The 23,540-nt window shown below is 74.3% G+C and carries 10 protein-coding genes; all 10 read left to right on the plus strand.

Annotation, left to right across the window (positions count from 1 at the left end; genetic code table 11):
• Nucleotides 1–124 precede the first annotated feature (124 nt).
• Complete coding sequence (locus AB0883_RS21670) at nucleotides 125–6,610, plus strand: amino acid adenylation domain-containing protein (protein WP_366643026.1); 6,486 nt, start codon at nucleotides 125–127, stop codon at nucleotides 6,608–6,610.
• Nucleotides 6,607–13,728, plus strand: coding sequence for an amino acid adenylation domain-containing protein (locus AB0883_RS21675; protein WP_366642959.1), 7,122 nt, complete (start codon nucleotides 6,607–6,609; stop codon nucleotides 13,726–13,728). The genes AB0883_RS21670 and AB0883_RS21675 overlap by 4 nt, the downstream gene beginning before the upstream one ends.
• Before the next feature lie 59 nt (nucleotides 13,729–13,787).
• Nucleotides 13,788–14,678 carry an acetaldehyde dehydrogenase (acetylating) gene (locus tag AB0883_RS21680; protein ID WP_366642960.1) on the plus strand — a complete coding sequence of 297 codons (891 nt, stop codon included), beginning with the start codon at nucleotides 13,788–13,790 and terminating at the stop codon, nucleotides 14,676–14,678.
• A complete protein-coding gene (gene dmpG / locus AB0883_RS21685; protein ID WP_366642961.1) occupies nucleotides 14,675–15,706 on the plus strand; it encodes a 4-hydroxy-2-oxovalerate aldolase in 1,032 nt (343 codons plus the stop codon). The genes AB0883_RS21680 and dmpG overlap by 4 nt, the downstream gene beginning before the upstream one ends.
• Before the next feature lie 40 nt (nucleotides 15,707–15,746).
• Nucleotides 15,747–16,733: a class I SAM-dependent methyltransferase gene (locus AB0883_RS21690; RefSeq protein ID WP_366642962.1), complete on the plus strand. Its 987-nt coding sequence runs from the start codon at nucleotides 15,747–15,749 to the stop codon at nucleotides 16,731–16,733.
• A gap of 71 nt (nucleotides 16,734–16,804) precedes the next feature.
• Nucleotides 16,805–17,518, plus strand: coding sequence for a fumarylacetoacetate hydrolase family protein (locus AB0883_RS21695; RefSeq protein WP_366642963.1), 714 nt, complete (start codon nucleotides 16,805–16,807; stop codon nucleotides 17,516–17,518).
• 159 nt (nucleotides 17,519–17,677) lie between these two features.
• Nucleotides 17,678–18,973 carry an aspartate aminotransferase family protein gene (locus tag AB0883_RS21700; RefSeq protein WP_366642964.1) on the plus strand — a complete coding sequence of 432 codons (1,296 nt, stop codon included), beginning with the start codon at nucleotides 17,678–17,680 and terminating at the stop codon, nucleotides 18,971–18,973.
• Between the two features lie 38 nt (nucleotides 18,974–19,011).
• The gene (locus tag AB0883_RS21705) at nucleotides 19,012–19,938 is read left to right on the plus strand and encodes an ornithine carbamoyltransferase (RefSeq protein ID WP_366642965.1); all 927 of its coding nucleotides are present in this window, start codon (nucleotides 19,012–19,014) and stop codon (nucleotides 19,936–19,938) included.
• Between the two features lie 196 nt (nucleotides 19,939–20,134).
• A complete protein-coding gene (locus tag AB0883_RS21710) occupies nucleotides 20,135–23,275 on the plus strand; it encodes a type 2 lanthipeptide synthetase LanM family protein (protein WP_366642966.1) in 3,141 nt (1,046 codons plus the stop codon).
• Nucleotides 23,276–23,328: 53 nt separating this feature from the next.
• Nucleotides 23,329–23,535 (plus strand): hypothetical protein, encoded by a 207-nt coding sequence (locus AB0883_RS21715; RefSeq protein ID WP_366642967.1) that lies wholly within the window; start codon nucleotides 23,329–23,331, stop codon nucleotides 23,533–23,535.
• The last annotated feature ends 5 nt before the right edge of the window (nucleotides 23,536–23,540 follow it).

Here is a 23,540-nt window from a genome sequence, read left to right on the forward strand (position 1 = left end):
GGCGGCGTCGCCCACCCCGCAACGGCAACTCCCCACGGCATCGCAGCGATGCCCGGCCCGGACACGGAGGCGAAGACTGATGGCAGACGGCGACAGCCGGTACGTCGGCACCGGCGGGGCGGTGCTGCCCGATCACGAGGACGGCCACGCCGTGTCGTCGGCGCAGGAACAGCTCTGGTTCGTCGACCAGCTGCGCTCCGGTGCCAGCGAGTATCTCCTGCACCAGGCGGTACGGGTGCGCGGCCCACTCGACACCACCGCGCTGCGGGCCGCGCTGACCGGGATCGCCGCGCGGCACGAGATCCTGCGGACCCGCTACGACACCGTGGACGGACGTGCCGTGCAGGTGATCGACCCGCCCGGCCCCGTCGACATCGACCTCGTCGACCTGGACGACCTGCCGGCCGGCGACCGGGACAGCCGCCTCGACGAGGCGCTGGAGGCGGCCCTCGACGCCCCGTTCGACCTGCGCGAGGACGCACCGCTACGGGCCCGGCTGATCCGTGTCGCGGCGGACGACCACGTCCTGCTCTTCGTGGTGCACCACATCGCCTTCGACGGCTGGTCCTGGGGCGTCCTCGCCAGGGAACTGCACGCCCTCTACGGCGCGTCCGTCACCGGCCGGCCCGGCCCGCTGCCGCCGCTGCCCGTGCAGTACGCGGACTTCGCCGCCTGGCAGCGCGAGAACTGGCTGTCGGGGCCGCACGTCGACGCCCAGGTCGGCTACTGGCGGGAGCGGCTGTCCGGGCTCGCCCCGCTCGACCTGCCGACCGACCGGCCCCGGCCCGCGCACTGGCAGGCCACCGGCGACGGCCTCACCTTCACCGTGCCGGCGGACCTGGCGACCGCCCTGACCCGGCTCGGCGCGGACCGGGGCGCCACCCCCTTCATGGTCTTCCTCGCCGCCTTCCAGCTCCTGCTCGGCCGGTACGCCGGCCAGACCGACGTGGCGGTCGGGGTGTCGGTGGCCGGGCGGCACGAGGTCGAGCTGGAGGACCTGATCGGCCTCTTCGTCAACACCGTCGTGCTCCGGGCCGACCTGGCCGCCCCGGCGTGCTTCCTCGACCTGCTCGACCAGGTCCGCGGCACCACCCTGGACGCCTACGACAACCAGCAGGTGCCGTTCGACCGGATCGTGGCCGAGCTGTCCCCGGAGCGGGACCTGTCCCGCAACCCGCTGTTCCAGGTGGGGTTCGGGCTGCACAACGCCGACCGGGCACCCTTCGCCCTGCCCGGCCTGACCGTCACCGAGCAGCCCACCTCGTGGACCTCGGCCGCGTTCGACCTCTCCCTGCAACTGGTGGGGCGACCGGACGGCTCGTACCACGGGGAGGTGGTCTTCCCCACCGCGCTGTTCGACGGCCCCCGGGTGCACCGCATGGTCGCCAACTACCTGCGACTGCTGACCGTCGTCGTCGCCGCCGGCCAGGTTCCCCTGGACGAACTGGACCTGCTGGCCCCCCGCGAGCGCCGGGAGGTGCTCGGCGGGTGGAGCCGGGGCGCCGACCGGGCAGCGGGCCCGGGGCTGCCGGAACTCTTCCTCGCCCAGGCGGCGGCGACCCCCGACGCGACCGCGCTGGTCGCCGACGACGGCACCGAGGTCGGCTACGCCGAGCTGGCCGGACGCGCCCGGAAGCTCGCCGCGCACCTGCACACCGTCGGGGTCCGCGTCGGCACCCCGGTCGGGGTCGCGGTGCACCGTGGACCGGACCTGGTGACCGCGCTGCTCGGGGTGCTGCTCGCCGGCGGCGTCTACGTGCCCCTCGCCCCCGACCAGCCGGTGGACCGGCTGGAGTTCATGGCGGCCGACGCCGGGGTGTCGGTGCTGGTCACCGAATCGGCCCTGCGGGGCCTGCTGTCGGCCGGCGACGCCCCGGTGGTGCTCGTCGACGCCGGCCAGGACACCGGAACCGACGCCGGCCAGGACGCCGGGGCCGACGCCGGTCGTGGCGACGGCGCCGCGGCCTGGTCGCCGCCTGTCACCGACCCCGACGCCGCCGCCTACGTCATGTACACCTCCGGGTCGACCGGCCGGCCCAAGGGCGTCGTGGTCACCCACGCCGGTATCCGCAACCGGGTGCTGTGGTCGGTCGAGCAGTACCGGCTCACCGCCGCCGACCGGGTGCTCCAGAAGACCGCCCTCGGCTTCGACGCCTCCATGTGGGAGTTCCTGGCGCCACTGGTCAGCGGCGGCGCGGTCGTGCTGGCCGCCCCGGACGCCCACCGCGACCCGGGCGCGATGCTGCGGGCGGTGCGGGCACACGACGTCACGGTGCTGCAACTGGTGCCGTCCGTGCTGCGGGTGCTGCTGCACGAATCCGACCTGTCCGGGTGTGCCGCGCTGCGGGTGGTCTGCTCCGCGGGGGAGCCGTTGCCGGTGGCGCTCTGCGAGCAGCTCCGCGCCCTGCTGGCCGTGGAGATCTGGAACACCTACGGCCCCACCGAGTGCGCGATCGACGTGACCGCCTGGCGTTACCGCGGCGACGAGGGAACCGGGACCGTGCCGATCGGCGGGCCGCTGCCGGGCTGCACCGTCCTGGTCCTCGACGCCGGCGACCGGCCGGTGCCGGTCGGGGTGGCCGGTCAGCTCTGCCTCGGCGGGGTCGGCCTGGCGCGAGGCTACCTGGGGCGGCCCGCCCTGACCGGGGAGAGGTTCACCCCCAACCCGTACGGCGCCACGCCGGGGGAGCGCCTGTACCGGACCGGGGACCTGGCCCGGTGGCGCGACGACGGCAGCCTGGAGTACCTGGGCCGCCTCGACCACCAGGTCAAGCTGCACGGGGTACGCATCGAGCCGGGCGAGGTCGAGGCGGCCCTGCGGCGGCACCCGAGCGTCGACGCGGCGGTGGTGACCCTGCACCGGCCGCCGTCGGGCGACGCCGAGCTGGTCGCGTACGTGGTCCCCGCCGGCTCTGCCCGGGTCGATCCGGACGGCCTGCGCGACGCGCTCGCCGACCGGCTGCCCGCCGCGATGGTCCCCTCCACCGTGATCAGCCTGGAGACCCTTCCGCTGACCGCGAACGGCAAGCTGGACCGGGCGGCCCTGCCGGCGCCCGACGGCCCCCGCCCCGGTGCCGACCGGAGGTACCTGCCGCCGGCCACCGACACCGAACGGGTCGTCGCCGGGATCTGGGCCGAGCTGCTGGGCGTCGAGCGGATCGGCCGGGACGACAACTTCTTCACCCTCGGCGGCCATTCCATGCTCGCCATCCGGGGCGTGCTCCGGGTGCGCCGGGCACTCGACGTGGAGCTGACCGTCGGGCAGCTCTTCACCGCCCCCACCGTCGCCACGCTCGCCGCCCTGGTCGACGGGGCCCGCCCCGGCGCCGGGTCCGCCGACGAGCCGGCCGACACGGCGATCCGACCGGTGGCGCGCGACGGGGACCTGCCGCTCTCCCTCGGCCAGCGCCGGATGTGGTTCCTGGACCAGCTCGAACCGGGCAGCCTCGAATACCTGATCCCGATCTCGATGCGGCTGACCGGCCCGTTCGACGTGGCGGTGTTCCGGCGGGCGGTGGACGAGCTGGTCAACCGGCACGAGATCCTGCGTACCCGCTACCGCTCGGTGGGCGGCGAGCCGGCGCAGGTGGTCGACCCGCCGGGACCGGTCGGGTGGGAGCTGATCGACCTCACCGGCGCCCCGGACGTCGTCGAGGGTGCCGAGGTGCTGCTGCGGGTCGCGGCCGGCCGGCCCTTCGACCTGGCCACCGAACACCCGATCCGGGCCCAGGTGATCCGGGTCGCCGCCGACGAGCACCTGGTCGCGCTGACCCTGCACCACATCGCGTTCGACGTCTGGTCGATGGACATCCTCCTGCGCGAACTCGACACCCTCTACCGCAGGTACGCGCGGGGCGGCGCGGCCACCGCACTGCCCGACCTGCCGGTGCAGTACGCGGACTTCGCGGCCTGGGAGACGGCCCGCCAGGACAGCCCGGAACTGGACGCGCAGCTCGCCTACTGGTCCCGGCAGCTGGCCGGATCCACCCCGCTGGAGCTGCCCACCGACCGGCCCCGCCCGGCGCTGCGGGACCCGGCCGGGGACAACGTCGTCGTCGACGTACCGACCGACGTCGGGCGGGCGCTGGCCGAGCTGGGCAACCGGGAGGGCGCCACCCTGTTCATGGTGCTGCTGGCGGCCTTCCAGATCATGCTCGGCCGGTACGCCCGGCAGCACGACGTGGCCGTCGGCACCCCGGTCGCCGGCCGGACCCGGCAGGAGACCGAGGACCTGCTCGGCTTCTTCGTCAACAACCTGGTGATGCGCGCCGAGCTGGTCGACGGCCAGCCCTTCGCGGCCCTGCTCGACCAGGTGCGCCGCACCGTGACGGACGCGTTCCGCAATCAGGACGTCGCCTTCGAGCGGCTGGTCGACGCGCTGCGGCCGGACCGGGACCTGTCCCGCAACCCGCTGTTCCAGGTGATGTTCGAACTGCAGCACCTGGAACGGATGACCGCGACCCTCGGCCCGACCACCATCGAGCACGTCGACAGCGCCTGCCCGGTGGCCAAGTTCGACCTCACCCTCTCCGTGGAGCAGCATCCGGACGGCCGGCTGCGCTGCTGGTTCGAGTACGCCACCGCGCTCTGGGACCGCCCCACCGTCGAGCGGATGGCCGGGCACTACCTGCACCTGCTCGCCCAGGTGGCGACCGCGCCGGAAACCGCCCTGCGTGACCTGACCCTGCCCACCGGCGCGGAGCGGGCGTACCTCGTCGGGCCGTGGGCCGGCGAGCCGACCGGGCCGCTGACCGACGCCGGACCGGGCGGCGCCGGCGTGGTGGAGCTGTTCGGCCGGCGGGTCCGGCAGCACCCGGACGTCGTGGCGGTGGAGTTCGACGGCCGGCGGCTGACTTTCGCCGAGCTGGACACCCGGGCCAACCGGCTCGCCCACCACCTGCGCGGACTCGGGGTACGCCCGGAGGTCCCGGTCGCGGTCTGCCTCGAACGCGGCCTGGAGGTGGTGGTCACGCTGCTCGCGGTGCTCAAGGCGGGCGGGGTGTACCTCCCGGTCGACCCGGACCACCCCACCGAGCGGCTGCGTTTCATGCTCGCCGACGCGGGCGCCGCGGTGGTGGTCACCGAGGCGCGCTTCGCCGACCGGGTCGCCGCCGACGGCGTGGCCGTGGTCGCCGTGGACGCCGACCGGGCGGTGATCGCCGGCCGGGACGCCACCGCGCCGGACCCGTCGACCGGGTCGGACGATCTCGCCTACGTCATCTACACCTCGGGCTCCACGGGCCGGCCCAAGGGCGTGATGATCCCGCACGGCGCGTACGCCCACCACTGCGAGGTCATCGCCCGCGCGTACGACATCGCACCCGGCGACAGGGTGGTGCTGCTCTCCGCGCTCACCTTCGACGTGGCCATGGACGGCATGATGGCCACCCTGCTGGCCGGGGCGACCCTGGTGGTCAGCGACCCGGTCTTCTGGAGCCCCGCCGAGCTGCCGGACCGGCTCGCCCGGCACCGGATCACCCACATGGAGATCACCCCCGCCTACTACCGGGAGGTGATGGACGCCCTGCCGGCCGGCGACGACCGGCTGCGGCACCTCAAGCTGATGAACGTCGGCAGCGACGTGGTCACCGTCGCCGACGCCCGGCGCTGGGCGGCCACCGGGCTGCCCGGCCGGTTCCTGGTCAACTACGGTCCGACCGAGGCCACCGTCACCTGCCTGCTGCACCCGGTCACCGGCGACCCGCCCGGCGAGCGGACCGAGGCGCTGCCGATCGGCCGCCCGGTCCCCGGCACCCGCGCCTACGTGGTCGACGAGCACCTGAACCCCGTACCGGTCGGGGTGCCCGGTGAGCTGCTGCTCGGCGGGGCACGGCTGGCCCGGGGCTACCTGGGCCGGCCGGCACTGACCGCCGACCGGTTCGTGCCCGACCCGTTCGGCGACGGCCCCGGCGGCCGGCTCTACCGCAGCGGCGACCTGGTCCGGTACCGGCCGGACGGGACGATCGAGTTCCTCGGCCGGATCGACCAGCAGGTCAAGATCCGGGGCTTCCGGATGGAACTCGGCGAGATCGAGTCGGCCCTGGCCGAGCACCCGGCGGTCCGCGCGGTCGCGGTGGTGGCCCGCGAGACCCAGCCGGGGGAGAAGGGCCTGGTGGCCTACCTGGTCTGCCGGGACGGCACCCCGCCGGCGGTCGCCGAACTCCGGGCCCACCTGCGGGAGCGGCTGCCGGACTACATGGTTCCGGCCCAGTGGATGGTGCTGGACGCACTGCCGCTGACCAGCAGCAAGAAGGTCGACCGCCGCGCACTGCCCGCCCCGACACCCGTCCGCGCCGACACCGGCCGGGCGTACGAGGCACCCCGTACCCCGTTGGAGGAGGCCGTGGCCGACATCTGGGCCACGGTGCTGGAGGTCGACCGGGTCGGCGTCCACGACGACTTCTTCGACCTCGGCGGTCACTCGCTGCTCGCCACCCGGGTGCTCGCGCACCTGCGGCAGAGCTTCGACCTCGACCTGCCGCTGCGCCTGCTGTTCGAGCAGACGACCGTGGCCGACCTCGCCGACGCGGTGCACACGGCCATCGAAAACGAGATCTCACGGCTTTCCGACGCCGAGGTGGCGGAACTGCTGAAGGAGGGCAACCTGTGACCGCCAGCCACACCCCGAGCGCGTCCCCGCGACAGGAACTGCTCCAGCGGCGCCTGCGCGGTGCCGGTCAGTCCCGTCGCGGCGACACCATCGCCCCGGCGCCCCGCACCGGCCCGCTGCCGCTGTCCTTCGGGCAGCACCGGCTCTGGGTGCTCGACCAGTTGCAGCCCGGCGGCACCGGGTACCTGATGTCCGTCGGCCTGCGGCTGCGCGGCACGCCGCACGCCGACGCGCTGCGCCGGGCGTTGACCGAACTGGTCGCCCGGCACGAGATCCTGCGGACCCGGTACGTCGTCGTCGACGGTGAGCCGGCACAGGTCGTCGACCCGCCCGCCCCGGTCGAGTTGACGGTGACCGACCTCGGCCACACCGACCGGGAGACGGCCCGGCAGCGCCTCACCGAGCTGCTCGGCGCGCCGGAGCGGGTCGACCTGGCCGCCGGTCCGGCGTTGCGGGCCCGGCTGGTCAGGCTCGCCGAGGACGAGCACGCCCTGGTGCTCACCATGCACCACATCTCCTCCGACGGCTGGTCGGAGGGGATCGTCCTCCGCGAGCTGGCCGCCCTGTACGGCGCGTTCGTCGCCGGCCGGCCCTCCCCGCTGGCCCCGCTGCCCATCCAGTACGCCGACTTCGCGCTCTGGCAGCGGGCCCGGTTCGCCGGGGACCGGCTGGACCGGCAGGTCGGGCACTGGCGGGACCGGCTGGCCGGGCTGAGGCCGTTGGAGCTGCCGACCGACCGGCCCCGGCCGCCGGTGTGGAACCCGGACGGCGGGCTGGTCACCTTCACGGTGCCGGCCGCCGTCGCCGGCCGGCTGCGGGAACTGGGCCGGGCGTCGAACGCCACCCCGTTCATGGTGCTGCTGGCCGCCTTCCAGCTCCTGCTGGCCCGCTACACCGGGCAGACCGACGTCGCGGTGGGCACCCCGGCCGCCGGCCGGGACCGCCTGGAGGTGCACGGCCTGGTCGGGCTCTTCCTCAACACGCTGGTGCTGCGGACCGACCTGTCCGGCGAGCCGAGCTTCGTCGACGTGCTGGCCCGGGTGCGCGAGGCGGTGCTGGACGCGCAGTCGCACCAGGACGTGCCGTTCGAGCGGATCGTGGACGCGCTGTCCCCGCAGCGGGACCTGTCCCGCAACCCGCTGTTCCAGACCATGTTCCTCTTCGAGGAGGGCGGGTCGGCCCGCTTCGACGCGGGCGGCCTGGTGGGGGAGGAGTTGTCCGCCGGCCCCGTCACGGCGAAGTTCGACCTGACGCTCGGGCTGAAGGAGGAGGCGGACGGCTCCCTCTCCGGCGGGGTGGACTTCCCGACGGCGTTGTTCGACGACGCGACCGTGCGGCGGCTGGCCGGGCACTACCGGCGGCTGCTGAGCGCCGTCGTCGCCGACCCGGACGCCCCGGTCAGCCGGCTGCCCATGCTCACCGACACCGAGACGGCCCAACTCGTGGCCTGGAACGACACCGCCGTCGAGTATCCCCGCCACACCCTGACGGAGCTGCTGGACGCGCAGGCGGCCCGTACGCCCGACGCGGTCGCGCTGCGCTTCGACGGCGAGGAGCTGTCGTACCGCCGGTTGCACGCCGAGGCCGGCGCCCTCGCGCGGCGCCTGCGCGACGCCGGGGTCGGACCGGAGTCCGTCGTGGCCGTCTGCCTGCCCCGCGGCCTGGACCTGATGCGGGCGCTGGTCGCGGTCCTGAAGGCCGGCGCCGCCTACCTGCCTTTGGACCCGGACCTCCCGGCGCAGCGCCGCGCCTTCATGGTGCGCGACTCCGGTGCCCGCCTGGTGATCACCGAGGACTTCCTGGCCGCCGAGGACCGGGCGGCCCCCGCCGGCGATGCGTCGCCGTCGGAGCGGATCACGCCCGGGCACGCCGCCTACCTCATCTACACGTCCGGGTCGACCGGCCGGCCCAAGGGCGCCCTGATCGAGCACGGCGCGATCGTCAACCGCCTGCTGTGGATGCAGGACGCCTACCGCCTCGACGCCTCGGACCGGGTGTTGCAGAAGACGCCGGTCGGGTTCGACGTGTCGGTGTGGGAGCTCTTCTGGCCGCTGATCACCGGCGCGACGCTGGTCCTCGCCCGCCCCGGCGGGCACCGCGACCCGGCGTACCTGGCCGAGACGATCCGGGCGGAGGGGATCACCACCCTGCACTTCGTACCGTCGATGCTGCGGGCCTTCCTGGCCGAGCCCGTCGGGGCGCTGCCGTCCCTGCGGCGGCTCATCTGCAGCGGCGAGGCGCTGCCGGCCGAGCTGGCCGCCAAGGTGCACGAGCGGATCGGCTGCGAGCTGCACAACCTGTACGGCCCGACGGAGACCGCGGTCGACGTCACCGCGACGCGGTGCGAGCCCGGCGAGCCGGTCACCATCGGCCGTCCGATCGCCAACACCACCGCCTACATCGTCGACGCGGCCCTGCGGCCCACCCCGGTCGGCGTCCCCGGCGAGCTGCTGATCGGTGGCGTGCAGCTCGCCCGGGGCTACCTCGGCCGGGCCGCGCTGACCGCCGACCGGTTCGTCCCCGACCCGTTCGCCGCCGCGCCGGGGCGGCGCCTGTACCGCACCGGTGACCTGGCCCGCTACCGTCCCTGCGGCAGCATCGAGTACCTCGGCCGGATCGACGACCAGGTGAAGATCCGGGGTCAGCGCATCGAGCTCGGCGAGGTCGAGGCCGTGCTGCACGAGGCTCCCGGCGTCACCGCGGCGGCGGTGGCCGTCCACGACGGGCAGCTCGTCGGCCACCTCGTCGGGCCGGAGACCGTCGACCGGGTGCGCGCGTACCTGCTGGATCGGCTGCCGGACGCGATGGTCCCGGCGCGCTGGACGATCCTGCCCGCCCTGCCGCTGACCGCCAGCGGCAAGGTGGACCGCCGCGCCCTGCCGGCGCCCGACCCGGTGCCGGGCGCGGGGGGCGACGGCCACGTCGCCCCGCGCGACGAGACCGAGAAGCGGATAGCCGACGCGTTCGGCGTGGCGCTCGGCATCGACACGGTCGGTGTGACGGACAGCTTCTTCCTGCTCGGCGGCGACTCGATGCGGGCGATCCGGATGGTGGGCCTGCTGCGCGCGGCCGGCCTCGCGGTGTCGGTCCAGGACCTGTTCACGCACCAGAGCGTGGCCGAGCTGGCGGGTGTGGTCGGGCGGACCGGGCCGGCCGATGAGGCGGAGCCGACCGTCGGCCGGTTCGCGCTGGTCAGCGACGCCGACCGCAGCCGACTGCCGGACGGGCTCGTCGACGCCTATCCGATCACCCAGAACCAGGCGGGCATGCTGTTCGAGATGCTCTCCGGCGGCGACCGGCCGGTCTACCGCAACGTCTCCTGCTACGCGATCACCGACCAGCTGCCCTTCTCGCTGGACGCGCTGCGGGAGGCCGGCCGGCTGCTCACGGACCGGCACGAGATCCTGCGTACGTCGTTCGACCTGTCCGGCTACTCCGAGCTGATGCAGCTCGTCCACGCGTCGGTGGACCTGCCGATCGGCTACGACGACCTGCGCGGGCTGCGACCCGACGAGCAGGAGGAGGCGGTACGCGCGCACCTGCGGGCCGAGCGCGTCCGGCCGTTCGACATCGCCACGGCGCCGCTGCTGCGCTACCACGTGCACCAGGTCGGCGACTCCGAATGGCGGCTGACCCACTCGGAGAGCCACGCCATCCTCGACGGTTGGAGCCACACCTCCACGGTGGCGATGCTGATCTCGTTGTACCGGACGCTGCGCCGCGGCGAGCGGCCCGACCTGCCGCCACCGCCGGCGGTGCGCTTCGCCGACCTCGTCGCCCGCGAACGCGAGTCCCTCGCCTCGGCGACGGACCGCGGCTTCTGGGCGGCGACCGTCACCGGGTCGGACCGGCTCGAACTCCCGCCGGAGTGGGGCACCGGGTCGGACGCCCCGGCGACCGTCATCGAGGTGCCGTGGGCCGACCTGCGTCCCGCGCTGCGCCGGCTCTCCGCCGCCGCCGGCACCTCCCTGAAGAGCGTGCTGCATGCCGCGCACCTCAAGGTGCTGAGCATCGTCACCGGCCGGCAGCGGTTCTTCAGCGGCCTGCTCTGCAACGGCCGGCCCGAGCGGCTGCGCGGCGACGAGGTGTTCGGCATGTACCTCAACACCGTGCCATTCGCCGCCGACACCTCCGCCCGTACCTGGCGGGGTCTGGTCCAGGCCGTCTTCGCCGGCGAGGCGCGCCTCTGGCCGCACCGCCGCTACCCGCTGCCGGCCATGCAACGCCAGTGGGGCAACGGCACGCCGCTGCTGCGGGTCGGCTTCTCCTACCTGGACTTCCACGTGCTCGACGGCCCCGCCGAGTCGGTCGAGATGGTCGACGACTTCAGCCCGAGCAGCGTCGGGCTGGACGTGTGGACCTTCCCGGGGGTCCTGCGGCTGGGTGCCCGGCCCGCCGACATCGACCGGCCGTACCTCGAACTGCTGGCCCGGACCTACCGGCACGTGCTGGAGGCGATGGCCGCCGACCCGGACGGCGACACGGACGTCGGGCTGAGCGCCGCCGACCGGGCCTGGGCGGTCGAGGCGTACCAGCCCGTCGAGCGGTTCCCGGCGGAACCGTTCGTCCACGACCTCGTGGTCGAGCGCGCGGCCGCCGCGCCCGCCGCGGCGGCGGTGCGGCACGGCGACGACACGCTCACCTACGGGCAGTTGCACGACCGGTCCGACCGCCTCGCCGCGCGCCTGGCGGAGCTGGGCGTCCGGGCCGACACGGTCGTCGGCATCCACCTGCCCCGCGGGATCGACCTCGTCGTCGCGATGCTGGCCGTCCTCAAGGCCGGCGGGGCGTACCTGCCGCTCGATCCGGCCTACCCCGCCGAGCGGGTCGGCGACATGATCCGCGACGCGGCGCCCGTGGTGGTGCTGACGGACGGCGACCTGGCCCCGGGACTGCCGCGCACGACCGCGACGGTGCTGGTCGCCGACCTCGCGAACGGCCGGCCCCGGGCGGCCTACCCGCCGGCGGTACGGCTCGGCGGGGACAACCTCGCCTACGTCATCTACACGTCGGGCTCCACCGGACGGCCCAAGGGCGTCGCGGTCACCCACCGCAGCGTGCTCAACTTCTGCCACGCCCAGCGGCGGGTCCTGACCGCCCACGCCGGGGACGAGGTGCTCCAGTTCGCCTCGCCCAGCTTCGACGCGTCGGTCTGGGAGATCCTGCTGGCCCTCGCCAACGGCGCGACGCTGGTGCTGCCCCCGCCGGACGCCGACCCCGGTGACCTCCGCCGCCACGCGGCCGAGCTGACCCACATGACCCTGCCGCCGCCGCTGCTGGACCGCCTCGACCCGGCCGACTTCCCACGCCTGCGGGTGCTGGTCACCGGTGGCGAGGCGTGCACGGCCGACCAGGCGGCGCGGTGGGCCGACCGGGTCCGCGTCCTGCACGCGTACGGACCCACCGAGACCACCGTCGTCGCCACCATCGCCGAGCTGCGGGCCACGGACACGGCACCGCCGCCGATCGGGCTCCCGCTGGACAACGTGCGCGCCTACGTCGTCGACGACGAACTGCGCCTGCTGCCCCCCGGCGTACGCGGGGAACTGGTGCTCGGCGGGGCGGGCGTCGTGCGCGGGTACCTCAACCGGCCGGCACTCACCGCCGAGCGGTTCGTGCCGGACCCGTACGCGTCCCGGCCGGGTGAGCGCATGTACCGCACCGGCGACGTGGTCTCCCGCGACCCCGACGGCACCCTGCACTTCCACGGGCGCCGGGACCACCAGGTCAAGGTCCGCGGGTTCCGGATCGAGCTGGGCGAGATCGAGCACGCCCTCGCCACCCACCCGGCGGTCGCCGCCGCCGTGGTCGCCGTGCACCGGGCCGGCACCCCGGACGCCTCGCTCGTCGCGTACACCCGTCCCGCGAACGGCACCGCGGCGTCCGCCGCCGCGCTGCGCGACCACCTGCGTGAGCGGTTGCCGCAGCACCTCGTCCCGCACCACTACCTCTCGGTGGACGACTTCCCGTACACCCGCAACGGCAAGGTCGACCGGACCGCCCTCCCGGCGCCGGACGGCTCGCGGCCCGTGACCGACGTCGAGTACGTCGCGCCGCGCTCGGACGTCGAGCAGCACATCGCCACGGCCTGGAGCGAGGCGCTCGGCATCGAGCGGATCGGTGTGCACGACGACTTCTTCGCGCTCGGCGGCCACTCGCTGGCGATGATGCGGCTGACCGCGACGCTGCGCAGCCGGCACGGCTACGAGCTGACCTTCGGCTCGTTCGTCGAACACCGCACCGTCGCCGGGCTGGCCGCGACACTTCAGGACCCGGCGGCGACGGCCGGCGCGATGATGTGGCTGCGGCGCGACGGCGACGGCCGGCCTCCGCTGTTCTGCGTGCACCCGGGTGGCGGCAGCGCCCACTGGTACCTGCGCCTGGCCCCGCACCTGCACCCGGACCAGCCGGTGGCGGCGTTCGAATGGCCGGGCCCGCATCCGGAGGGCACGCCCACCACGGCGCAGATGGCCGAACGCTACGGCGACGAACTCCGCCGGGCCCAACCGCACGGCCCGTACCGGCTGTTCAGCTGGTGCGGCGGCAGCGGCATCGCCAGCGAGATGGCGCACCGGCTGGTCGAGGACGGGCACGAGGTGACGCTGATCCTGCTCGATCCGGGCCTGGACATCCACACCCGCGCCGACGCCTGGAACGAGCTGGCCCTGATCCGCCGCCTCGAACTGCTGCTGGAGGAGGTGAGCGCCGGCGGCGACGAGGCCGACACGCCGGAACGCCGCCGGGAGATCCTCGACCTGCTCGAGCACCTCGTCGACGACGTCGACGAGGAGACCGGCATCGCGCTGCCCGAGCGCGGCGTGGGGGAGTCGTGGCCCCGGGTCGTCCGGATCTGGCGCGAGGTCATGGAGGTGGACGTCGAGTACCGGCACCGTCCCTGGCCGGGGCGGCTGGAACTGATCGTCAGCGACGAGCTCGCCGACGGCCGGCACGAGGTCACCTCCGGCCAGAGCTACCCGGACTACCTGGCGCGCTGGAAGGAGCTCTGCACCGGCGGCGTGCGGGTGCGCCGGGTGCCGGGTGACCACTTCAGCGTCATCAAGCCGCCGCACGTCGCCGAGCTCGCCCGCGTCATCACCGACGTGCTCGGTGCGGGCTGACCGTTGTCACGGATGCCGGCCGCGCCCGCCCGGCGCGGCCGGACGAGAGGAAGAACTGGATGAGTACCCACACGAGCCCGCCACCGCTTCAGGTGGCCATCGTGGGCACGGGCAACATCGGGACCGACCTGCTGTTGAAGGTCGAGGCGTCCCCCCTGCTGGAGTGCGTCCTGTTCGCCGGGCGCCGCGCCGAATCACCCGGCGTCCAGCTGGCCGGGCGCCACGGGGTGCCCACCAGCGTGGACGGCATCGACGCCGTCGCCGCCCGCGCCGAACACATCGACCTGGTCTTCGACGCGACCTCGGCCGACGACGCCACCCGCCACTGGTCGGTCGTCGCGCCCACCGGGCTGCCGTTCGTCGACCTCACCCCGGCGCACCTGGGGAAGTTCTGCGTGCCGGCGCTCAACCTCGACGACTGCCTCGACGAGCAGTACCTCAGCATGGTCACCTGCGGGGGTCAGGCGGCGGTCCCGATGGCCCACTGCATGGCGGAGGCCGCGGAGGGCATCGACTACCTGGAGATCGTCTCGGCCAGCGCCTCGGCCAGCGTCGGCCCCGCCTCCCGGGCCAACCTCGACGAGTACGTGCACACCACCGAGCAGGCGACCATCGAGTTCTGCGGCGTGCGACGCACCAAGACCGTGCTGGTCATCAACCCCGCCGAGCCCGGCATCGTCATGCGCAACTCCATCGCGGTGACGACCGCCGAACGCATCGACATGGACGCCCTGCGCGCGTCCGTCGCCATGATGGAGAAGCAGATCAGGTCGTACGTCCCCGGCTACCGCGTCGTCGTCCCGCCGGTGGCCGTCGGGGACCGGATCACGATCACGGTGGAGGTCGAGGGCCGGGGCGACTGGTTCCCTCGCTACGCCGGCAACCTCGACATCATCACGTGCGCCGCCCTCGCGGTGGCGGAGGCCCGGGCGGAACGGCGGCGGTCATGAGCGGCGCACCGAAACTCAGCATCTGCGACACGACCCTGCGCGACGGCAACCACGCGGTCGGCCACCAACTCGGTCGCGCGGACATCAGCGCGTACGCGCGGGCGGCCGAGGCGGCCGGCGTGGACGTCGTCGAGGTCGGCCACGGCAACGGGCTCGGCGCCTCGTCCATCCAGGTCGGCATGGCCGCGCTCAGCGACGCCGAGATGCTGCGGGCCGCCAAGGCCGAGCTGCGTACGGCCCGCCTCGGCGTGCTGTCCATCCCCGGGTTCGCCAGTGTCGAGCGCGACCTGAAGCCGGCGCTGGACTGCGGCGTGGACGAGGTCCGGGTCGGCGCGCACTGCACCGAGGCGGACGTCACCCGGCAGCAGGTCACGATGCTGCGGGCGATGGGCGTCGCCGTCAAGGGAATGCTGTTGATGAGCCACATGGCCTCCGCGGCGAAGCTGGTGGAACAGGCCCGGCTCATGCAGGGCTACGGCGCCGAGGCGGTCATCCTGATGGACTCCGCCGGCGCGTACACGCCGGAGAACGTCCGCGAGAAGGTCGGCGAGCTCGTCGAGAACCTCGACATCGCGGTCGGCTTCCACGCGCACAACAACCTCGGGATGTCGGTCGTCAACAGCATGGCGGCGATCGAGGCCGGGGCGACCATCGTCGACGTCACGGCGCGGGGCTTCGGCGCGGGCGCGGGCAACGCGCCGATCGAACTCGTCGCGGCGAACCTGCACGTCGGGCAGGTCGAGACCGACATCCAGCTCTTCGGCGCGCTCGACGCGGCCGACGTGGCGCAGGAGCGGTTCGTCAAGCACGTGCCCACCAACGACAGCGTCACCATCGCCAGCGGGATCGCCGGCGTGTTCTCCGGGTTCGCCGCGCCGGTGCGGCGCGCGAGCGCCCGCTTCGGCGTCGACCCCCGCCGGATCCTGCTGGAGCTGGGCAATCGCCGGGTGGTGGCCGGCCAGGAGGACACCATCATCGAGGTCGCCATGTCGCTGGCCGCCGAGCAGGAGGCATCGAGCCAGGTGTGAGCGGTCGTCAGGGTTCGCATCACAGGACGTAGGAGGAGCAATGCAACGCCATTCCCCGCTCGACGAGGCGGCCGACCTGGCCGCGGTCGCCGCGCTGCTGCAGATCGGCGCGGAGATCGGAGTGGACCGACTGCTGGACTCGGGCGGCACGTTCAGCGCCGCCGATCTGGCCAAGACCGCCGAGCTTCCGCAGGCCGGCGTGGACGACTACCTCGCCGCGCTGGTCGCCGCCGGGCTGGTGGTCGGCACGGACGAGCCGAACCGCTTCCAGGCGGCCGAGGACTACCCGGACCGGCGGTACGCGGCCGGATACGTGTCCTGGGCCATGAGCGCCAACGGCCCGTTCCTCGCCAACGCCCGGGAGTTCCTCACCGACCGCGACGCGGCCGCCCGGGTCCATCGCCGCGACGGACGCCGGGTGGCGGTCAGCTCGCGGTGGATCGGCGAGCGGGCGTTCTATCCGCCGATCGTCGACCGGGTCGCCTCGGCCGGTGCCTCGCACGTGGCCGACCTCGGCGCCGGCGCCGGCGGGCTGCTCATCGAGCTTCTCGGGCAGGATCCGGGGCGTACGGGCGTGGCGCTCGACAGCAGCGGCGCCGCGTGTGCCGCGGCGCGGGAGGCCGCCACCGCCGCGGGGGTGGACGACCGGCTCAAGGTCGTCGAGCGTACGGTCCAGTCCCTCGCGGACGATCCCGGACCGGTCGAGGGCGCGGACGCCGTGCTGGCGTGCTTCGTCATGCACGACATCGTGGCGGACGAGTCGGTGGCCAAGGCCGTGCTGGGCGCGTGCCGCGACGCGCTGGCTCCGGGCGGGTTCATGGCGGTCGCCGACGCGGTCTCCTACGCGCCGGATCCGGCGGAGCGGAGGTTCAGCGCGCTCTTCACCTACCTGCACGCCAGCTTCATGCGGGTGACCCTCCCGACCGAGCGGCAGTGGCTGGACACGTTCCGGGCCGCCGGCTTCTCCGAGACCGGGTGCGTACCGCTCGGCGTGCCCGGCGGCCGGCTCTTCGTGGCGGCCAGGTAGTGGCCGCCACGCCGTCGCTGCACCGCGACCTCGCGGCGGAGCTCCGGACGGCGGCGCGGACCCTCCGTGCCGTGCCGCCGATCTCGGCCCGGCATCCGCAGCTCGACCTGGCGGACGCCTACGCCGTCCAGAGCGAGCTGCGCGAGATGGAGCTGGCGGAGGGCGCGGTCCTGGCCGGGCTCAAGATCGGTGCGACGAGCGAGGCCATCCAGTCGATGTTCGGCATCGACCATCCCGACTTCGGCTACCTGACCGACCGGATGGTGCTCGACGACGGTGCCGACCTCGACCTGAGTCGGTTCATCGCGCCGAAGGTCGAGGGCGAGATCGCGTTCCGGTTCGCGGCGGACCTCACCGGCCCGACCGTGACCGCGCAGGACGTGCTGGCCGCCACCGCGGAGGTCCTGCCGGCGCTGGAGGTGCTCGACAGCCGGATCCAGGACTGGCGGATCGGCCTCGTGGACACCGTCGCCGACAACGCCTCGTCGGCGTTGGCCGTCCTCGGCGCCGGCGTGCCGCCCGACACGACGGACCTGGCCGACGCGCGCATGGAGCTGCGTAGCCGCCACGGCGTGCAGACGGGGCGGGGCTGCGCCGTGATGGGGCACCCGGCCGAGTCCGTGGCATGTCTGGTCCGCATCCTGTCCGGGTTCGGCACCGGGATCCGGGCCGGTCAGCTCGTGCTCTCCGGTTCCTGGGCGGCGGCCGTGGACCTCGTACCGGGCGACACCGTGCGGGCCTCCTTCGGCGCCCTGGGTGAGGTCGCGCTGACCACCCGCGGCTGACGTGATCCGGGGTCCCGGAGGGCCCCCGGACCGTCCGGTCCCACCCCCGCACACGTCCCGGCCCGGCCGGGACCGATCGACCGCCCGCCGGTCGGGAAGCACGCACCCGACGACCTGTTCCGACGACGAGACGACTACCACCGAGGAGACCCCGGACCGATGACCATGCTGGTGGACGAGACGGTACCGCCGCACAAGGCGGCCTACGACTTCTCCCTCTTCGAGGCGATGGAGTCGGAGGTGCGTTACTACTGCCGCAAGTTTCCGGTGGTGTTCGACCGGGCCCGGGGCGCCGAGCTCTACGCCGAGGACGGCCGGATGTTCACCGACTTCTTCTGCGGCGCCGGCACCCTGAACTACGGCCACAACCATCCCTACCTCAAGCGTCGCCTCACCGAGTACCTCGCCAGGGACGGCGTGATGCACGGCCTGGACATGTACACCGTGGCGAAGCGGACCTTCCTGAGCCGGCTGCGGGAGCAGGTGCTGGTCCCGCGGGGGCTGGACCACAAGGTGCAGTTCTGCGGACCGACCGGCACCGACGCGGTGGAGGCGGCGCTGAAGGTGGCCCGCCGGGCCACGGGACGCCGTGGCGTCGTCTCCTTCACCGGGGCCTACCACGGCATGTCCCGCGGATCGCTGGCGGTCAGCGGCGGCCGCCGGGCCCGCGCTGCCGGGCAGGTGGGCACGGCGGACGTGACGTTCGTGCCGTACGAGGACGGTCCGGCGGGGCCCTTCGACTCCATCGGCTACCTGGAGCGGATGCTGTCCGACCCGTCGTCGGGACTGGACCTCCCGGCCGCGGTGATCGTCGAACCGTTGCAGATGGAGGGCGGGGTGTACCCGGCCTCGGCCGACTGGCTGCGCCGGCTGCGCGAGCTGACCACCCGGTACGGCGTCCTGCTCATCTTCGACGAGATCCAGTCCGGCTGCGGACGGACCGGCACGTTCTTCTGCTTCGAGCACGCCGGCGTGGTGCCGGACATCGTCACCGTCTCCAAGGCGATCGGCGGCTACGGGCTGCCGCTGTCGATGGTGCTGTTCCGACCGGCACTCGACGTCTGGTCGCCGGGGGAACACACGGGCACCTTCCGGGGCAACCAGCTCGCCTTCGTCGCCGGTGCCGCCGCCTGTGAACTCTGGGGCCAGGACGGCTTCCGCACCACCGCCGCGGTCGGCGCCCGGCGGCTGGAGCGCTTCGGCGCCGAACTGCGCGACAGCGATCCGGCGCTCGCCGTCCGGGGCCTGGGCATGGTCCTCGGCATCGACCTGCGGGCGGCCGGCGGCGCCGAGCGGGCCGACCGGATCCAGCGGCGCTGCTTCGAGACCGGGCTGATCGTCGAACTCTGCGGACGCGACGACGAAGTGATCAAGGTGATGCCGCCGCTCACCATCGACCTCGCCCGGCTGGAGCGGGGCCTCACCGTCCTGCACCGGGCCATCCAGGCCAGCTGACCGACCCCCGCCACCGCGACCGTTCCCGGAGGATCCCGATGGACCGCCGTCCCCGCCGTCACCTGCTGTCGATCCAGGACCTCAGCGACGCCGACCTGCGGCACCTGGTGGCCCGCAGCGCCGACTACGCCGCCGGTCGGGTCCGCCCCGCCGACCGGTTGCGCGGCCTGGTCACCGCGGTCTACTTCCGCCGCACCTCGACCCGGACCCGCACCGCCTTCTCCAGCGGAGCCCTGCGGCTCGGCTCGCAGCTGATCAGCTACGGCCCCGGGGACCTGCAACTGAACACCGGCGAGACGGTCGGGGACACCGCCCGGGTGCTGTCCGAGATGGTCGACCTGTTCGTCGCCCGGACCGCCGACCCGGTCGCCGAGCTGCGGGCCTTCGCCGAGCAGGACCGGATGGGGGTGATCAACGCGATGAGCGCCGAGGAGCACCCCACGCAGGCGCTGGCCGACCTGAGCACCATGGCCCAACGGTTCGGCCGGGTCGACGGGCTGCGGGTGCTCTACGTGGGGGAGGGAAACAACACCGCCGTCGCGCTCGCGCTCGCCCTCACCCGGTTCACCGGAACGCGGCTGCACCTGCGCACGCCGCCCGGGTACGGGCTGGACCCGGGCGCCCTCGCCGCCGCCCGGGTGGCCGCCGGGCGGAGCGGCTCGTCGGTCGCCGAGGCGCACCACATGTCGGACCTGCCGGAGGTCGACGTGGTCTACACCACCCGCTGGCAGACCACCGGCACCACCAAGCCGGACCCGGACTGGCGGCGCGTCTTCGCGCCGTTCCGGGTCGACGGGGCGGTCCTGGCGGCGAGCCCGCAGGCGGTGTTCATGCACGACCTGCCGGCGCACCGGGGCGAGGAGGTCACCGCCGAGGTGCTGGACGGTCCCCGCAGCATCGCCTTCGAGCAGGCCAGGCACAAGATGTCCAGCGCCCAGGCCGCGTTGGAGTGGTGCGCCGGGTGAGCCCGGCCGCCGGTCGCTGCGGCACCTGTCCGACCCGCACCACGGCAGCCCGATGGCGGGAGCGGGCGCACCGGCGGGCCGGTCGCCCTCGTCGCGTAGCGGATCGCCGCAGGTCGAAGGCAGTGCGCCGGCGCCGACGAAATATGGGTACCGGTTACCCATGTGACCCCCTGCGGGGCGCCGGCACGATATCGGCGTGGACAGATCGGGGACGCGGGACACGGTGGCGGTGGGCGGTGCGGGCGGCGCGTGGTGGGCGCCCGGGCTCACGCTCGCCGAACGGGTACGGGCAGCCGAGCACGGCGGGCCCGTCGCCGCCGACGCCGTCTCCGAGCACGCCGTGCGGCGGCTGGGGGACTGGCGTTCGGCGTACGAGCTGGGGACGACGGGTCAGTTCGCGCACCGCCTGGCGGCCCTGGGGATCACCGAGCGGCAGTTCCTGGCCCTCCTCGACACCCCGCCGGCGGCGCTGGCGGACGGGTCGGGCGCGCCCGCCTGGGCCGAGTTCACCGAGCGGGCGCTCGGCCTCGCCCCAGACGGCGCCTCCCACCCGTCCACGGGCACCCCGTGGTCCGACGCGTTCGCCGGCGTGCTGGCGCCGTTCGTCACCGCCGCCTGCGCCGACCTGCGGCAGCGGGTAGGGGCTCCCGGGCCGTCCACGGTGGTGGACCTCGCCGCGGTGTACGCCGGGTTCGCCGACGCGCTCCGCAAGAGGCTGGTCGCGATGGCGTCGCGTACCTTCGTCCTGGAACTCAACGCCGCCCGCGCCGCCGGCCGGCTGGTGGGTCCCACGCCCGAGCACCGGTTCGCCGCCTTCGTGGCCGACCTCGCCCAGCGCGGGCGGCTGACCCGGGTGATGACGGACTACCCCGTGCTGGCGCGGATCCTGGCGACCGCCTGCCGGCACGCCGTCGAGGCGACGGCCGAGCTGCTCGACCGGTTCGTCGCGGACCGGGCGGAGATCCTCCGGCGGTTGTTCCCCGGCCGGGATCCGGGACCGCTGGCCGGAGCCGACGTGGCGGGGGACTCGCACGGGCACGGGCGGGCGGTGGCGCTCCTGCGCTTCGCCTCGGGCGCCCGGGTGGTCTACCGGCCGCGCTCGGTCGCCGTCCACGTGCACTTCAACGAGGTCCTGGACTGGCTCAACGGGTTGCTGCCGGAGCTGGAGCTGCGCACGTTGACGGTGCTCGCCCGCGACGGCTACGGGTGGATCGAGGTCGTCGACCGTGCCGCCTGCTCCGACGCCGCCGAGGTCGGCGCGTTCTACCGCCGGCAGGGGGTGCTGCTCGCCCTGCTCTACCTGCTGGGCATGACGGACATCCACCACGAGAACCTGATCGCCTGCGCCGACCAGCCCGTTCTCGTCGACGTCGAGACGCTGCTGCACCCCGACCTGCCCGTACCGACCGCCGCGCCCGACCCCGCCGCCCGGGCGCTGCGGACGTCGGTGTACCGCACCGCCCTGCTGCCGCAGCCGCTCATCGGCGAACGCGGCCTGCTGGACATCTCCGGCCTCGGTGGCGACCCCGGCGCGCAACAGCTCCGGGAGGCCGTCGAGTGGGCCGCGGCCGGCACCGACACGATGCACCTGGTACGTGGTGCCGCGCCGGTGCGGGCGGCCGAGAACCGCCCGACGCTGCACGGCGTCCCGGCCGATGCCGCCGAGTACACGGGCGAGCTGCTCGCCGGCTTCCGTGCCGGGTACCGCGCCATCGCCCGGCGGGCCGGCGACCTGACCGGCCCGGACGGCCTGCTCCGGCGGTTCGCCGCCGACGAGTTGCGGGTCATCGCCCGGTCGACGCGGACCTACACCGTGCTGCTGAGCGAGTCCACCCATCCCGACGTGCTGCGCGACGCGCTCGACCGTGATCAGATCTTCGACCTGCTCTGGGCGGCCTCGGTGGACGACCCGGTGCGGAACCGGCTGGTGTCCCGCGAGATCGAACAGCTCTGGGACGGCGACGTCCCCCTGTTCACCTGCCGCCCGGAGGACCGCGACCTGACCGGTGGCGACGGCGTCGGATTCGTCGACGTGCTCGACGAGCCGGTGCTGGCGACCGCGCTGCGCAGGATCGCCGGCATGGGCGCCGTTGACCAGCGCGACCAGGAGTGGATCGTCCAGGCCGCGCTCGCCGGCCGGCTCGGCGGGGCACGCCACGAGTGCGCCGAGCCGGTGCCCGTCCGGTGGGAGGCCACGGCACCGGACCCGGGCAGGCTGCTCACGGTCGCCTGCGGCATCGCCGACAAGATCATCGCGGACGCGTACGACGACGGCGTGTTCGCCAACTGGCTCGGCCTCGAACCGGTGGACGGCGGGCACAGCACGATCATGCCGCTGGGCGCGGGGCTGGGTAACGGATACCCGGGCACCGCCCTCTTCCTGGCCGAACTGGCCCGGCTCACGGACGTCGACCGCTACGCCGAGGCCGCCGGCCGGGCGGTGCGCCAGCTCCCCGTGCTGCTCACCGCGATGGAGGCCCGGCCGCACCTGGCGAGCACGGTCGGCAGCGGCGGGTTCACCGGCCTCGGGGGCATCGCCTACGCGGCGGCCCGGCTCGCCGACCTGCTCCAGGACGACGCGCTCGGCGACTCCGTCGAGCCGGCGGTACGCCTCGCGGCGATCGCCGCCGCGACGGAACCCCAGCTGGGCGTGCTCGACGGGCTCGCCGGCTGCCTCGCCGCGATGCTCGCCGTCAGCGAGCTGACCGGCCTGCCGCTCGCCGCCGAGACGGCCCGCGACTGTGCCAAGCGGCTGCTGGCGGCCGGCCCGTCGCTGCCCGCACAGCCCGGCTTCGCCACCGGTACGGCCGGGATCGGCTGGGCCCTGCTGCGGTTCGCGCAGGCGGAGGGCGACGAGCGGTACGCCGAGGCCGGTAGCGAGCTGCTGGCCCGTGCCGCCACCGGCCCCTTCCCGGACCTGGCGGCGCACTCGTGGTGCCACGGCGTCCCCGGAATCGCGGTCGCCATCGCCGACCAGGGCCGGCTGCTGGCGGACCCCGCGCTGGCCGCCTTCGTGGACCGCGCGGCGACCGCCGTGTCGAGATCGGGGCTGGTCGGCGACCACAGCCTCTGCCACGGGGAGCTGGGCAGGCAGGAGATGCTGTCGGTCGCCGCCGCACGGGGTCGGCAGGCCGCCGTCAGCGTCCGCTCCGACCAGGCCGGGCAACTGGTCGCCGCGCTGGACCAGGCCGGCCCGAGGTGCGGCGCCGCCGGCGGCGTGAGCGTCCCCGGCCTGCTGGACGGCCTGGCCGGGATCGGCCACGGACTGCTCCGTGTCGGCTTCGCCGATCATGTGCCCTCGGCACTGCTGCTGCATGCCGAGCCGACGACATCCTGACGCGGTGTCGAGAACCAGATGAGGGGGAAGATATGCGGAACAAGGGGGAAGACATGCGGAACGATCTGACTGTTCCTCGACCGGCGGGGGCGGTGGAGGAATCCGGGTCGGCCGACACGCACCCGGCGGGCGAGATCAAGCTCAGCTTCCTGTGGCACGTCGGGAGGCGGACGGGCATCCTGACCGGCCTGATGATCGCCGCGCCCGCCATCGCGGCCATCATCGACACCGGCGGCACGGGCGGTCACTCGTCGGAGTGAGCCCC

The sequence above is a fragment of the Micromonospora sp. NPDC047812 genome, from assembly GCF_040704175.1.
Lineage (GTDB): Bacteria > Actinomycetota > Actinomycetes > Mycobacteriales > Micromonosporaceae > Micromonospora.

What these genes read in the sequence shown, in the direction of transcription:
- dmpG (WP_366642961.1), top strand. Translation starts at nt 14,675, where the DNA reads ATGAGCGGCGCACCGAAACTCAGCATCTGCGACACGACCCTGCGCGAC.
- AB0883_RS21705 (WP_366642965.1), top strand. Translation starts at nt 19,012, where the DNA reads ATGGACCGCCGTCCCCGCCGTCACCTGCTGTCGATCCAGGACCTCAGC.
- AB0883_RS21700 (WP_366642964.1), top strand. Translation starts at nt 17,678, where the DNA reads ATGACCATGCTGGTGGACGAGACGGTACCGCCGCACAAGGCGGCCTAC.
- AB0883_RS21715 (WP_366642967.1), top strand. Translation starts at nt 23,329, where the DNA reads ATGCGGAACGATCTGACTGTTCCTCGACCGGCGGGGGCGGTGGAGGAA.
- AB0883_RS21690 (WP_366642962.1), top strand. Translation starts at nt 15,747, where the DNA reads ATGCAACGCCATTCCCCGCTCGACGAGGCGGCCGACCTGGCCGCGGTC.
- AB0883_RS21680 (WP_366642960.1), top strand. Translation starts at nt 13,788, where the DNA reads ATGAGTACCCACACGAGCCCGCCACCGCTTCAGGTGGCCATCGTGGGC.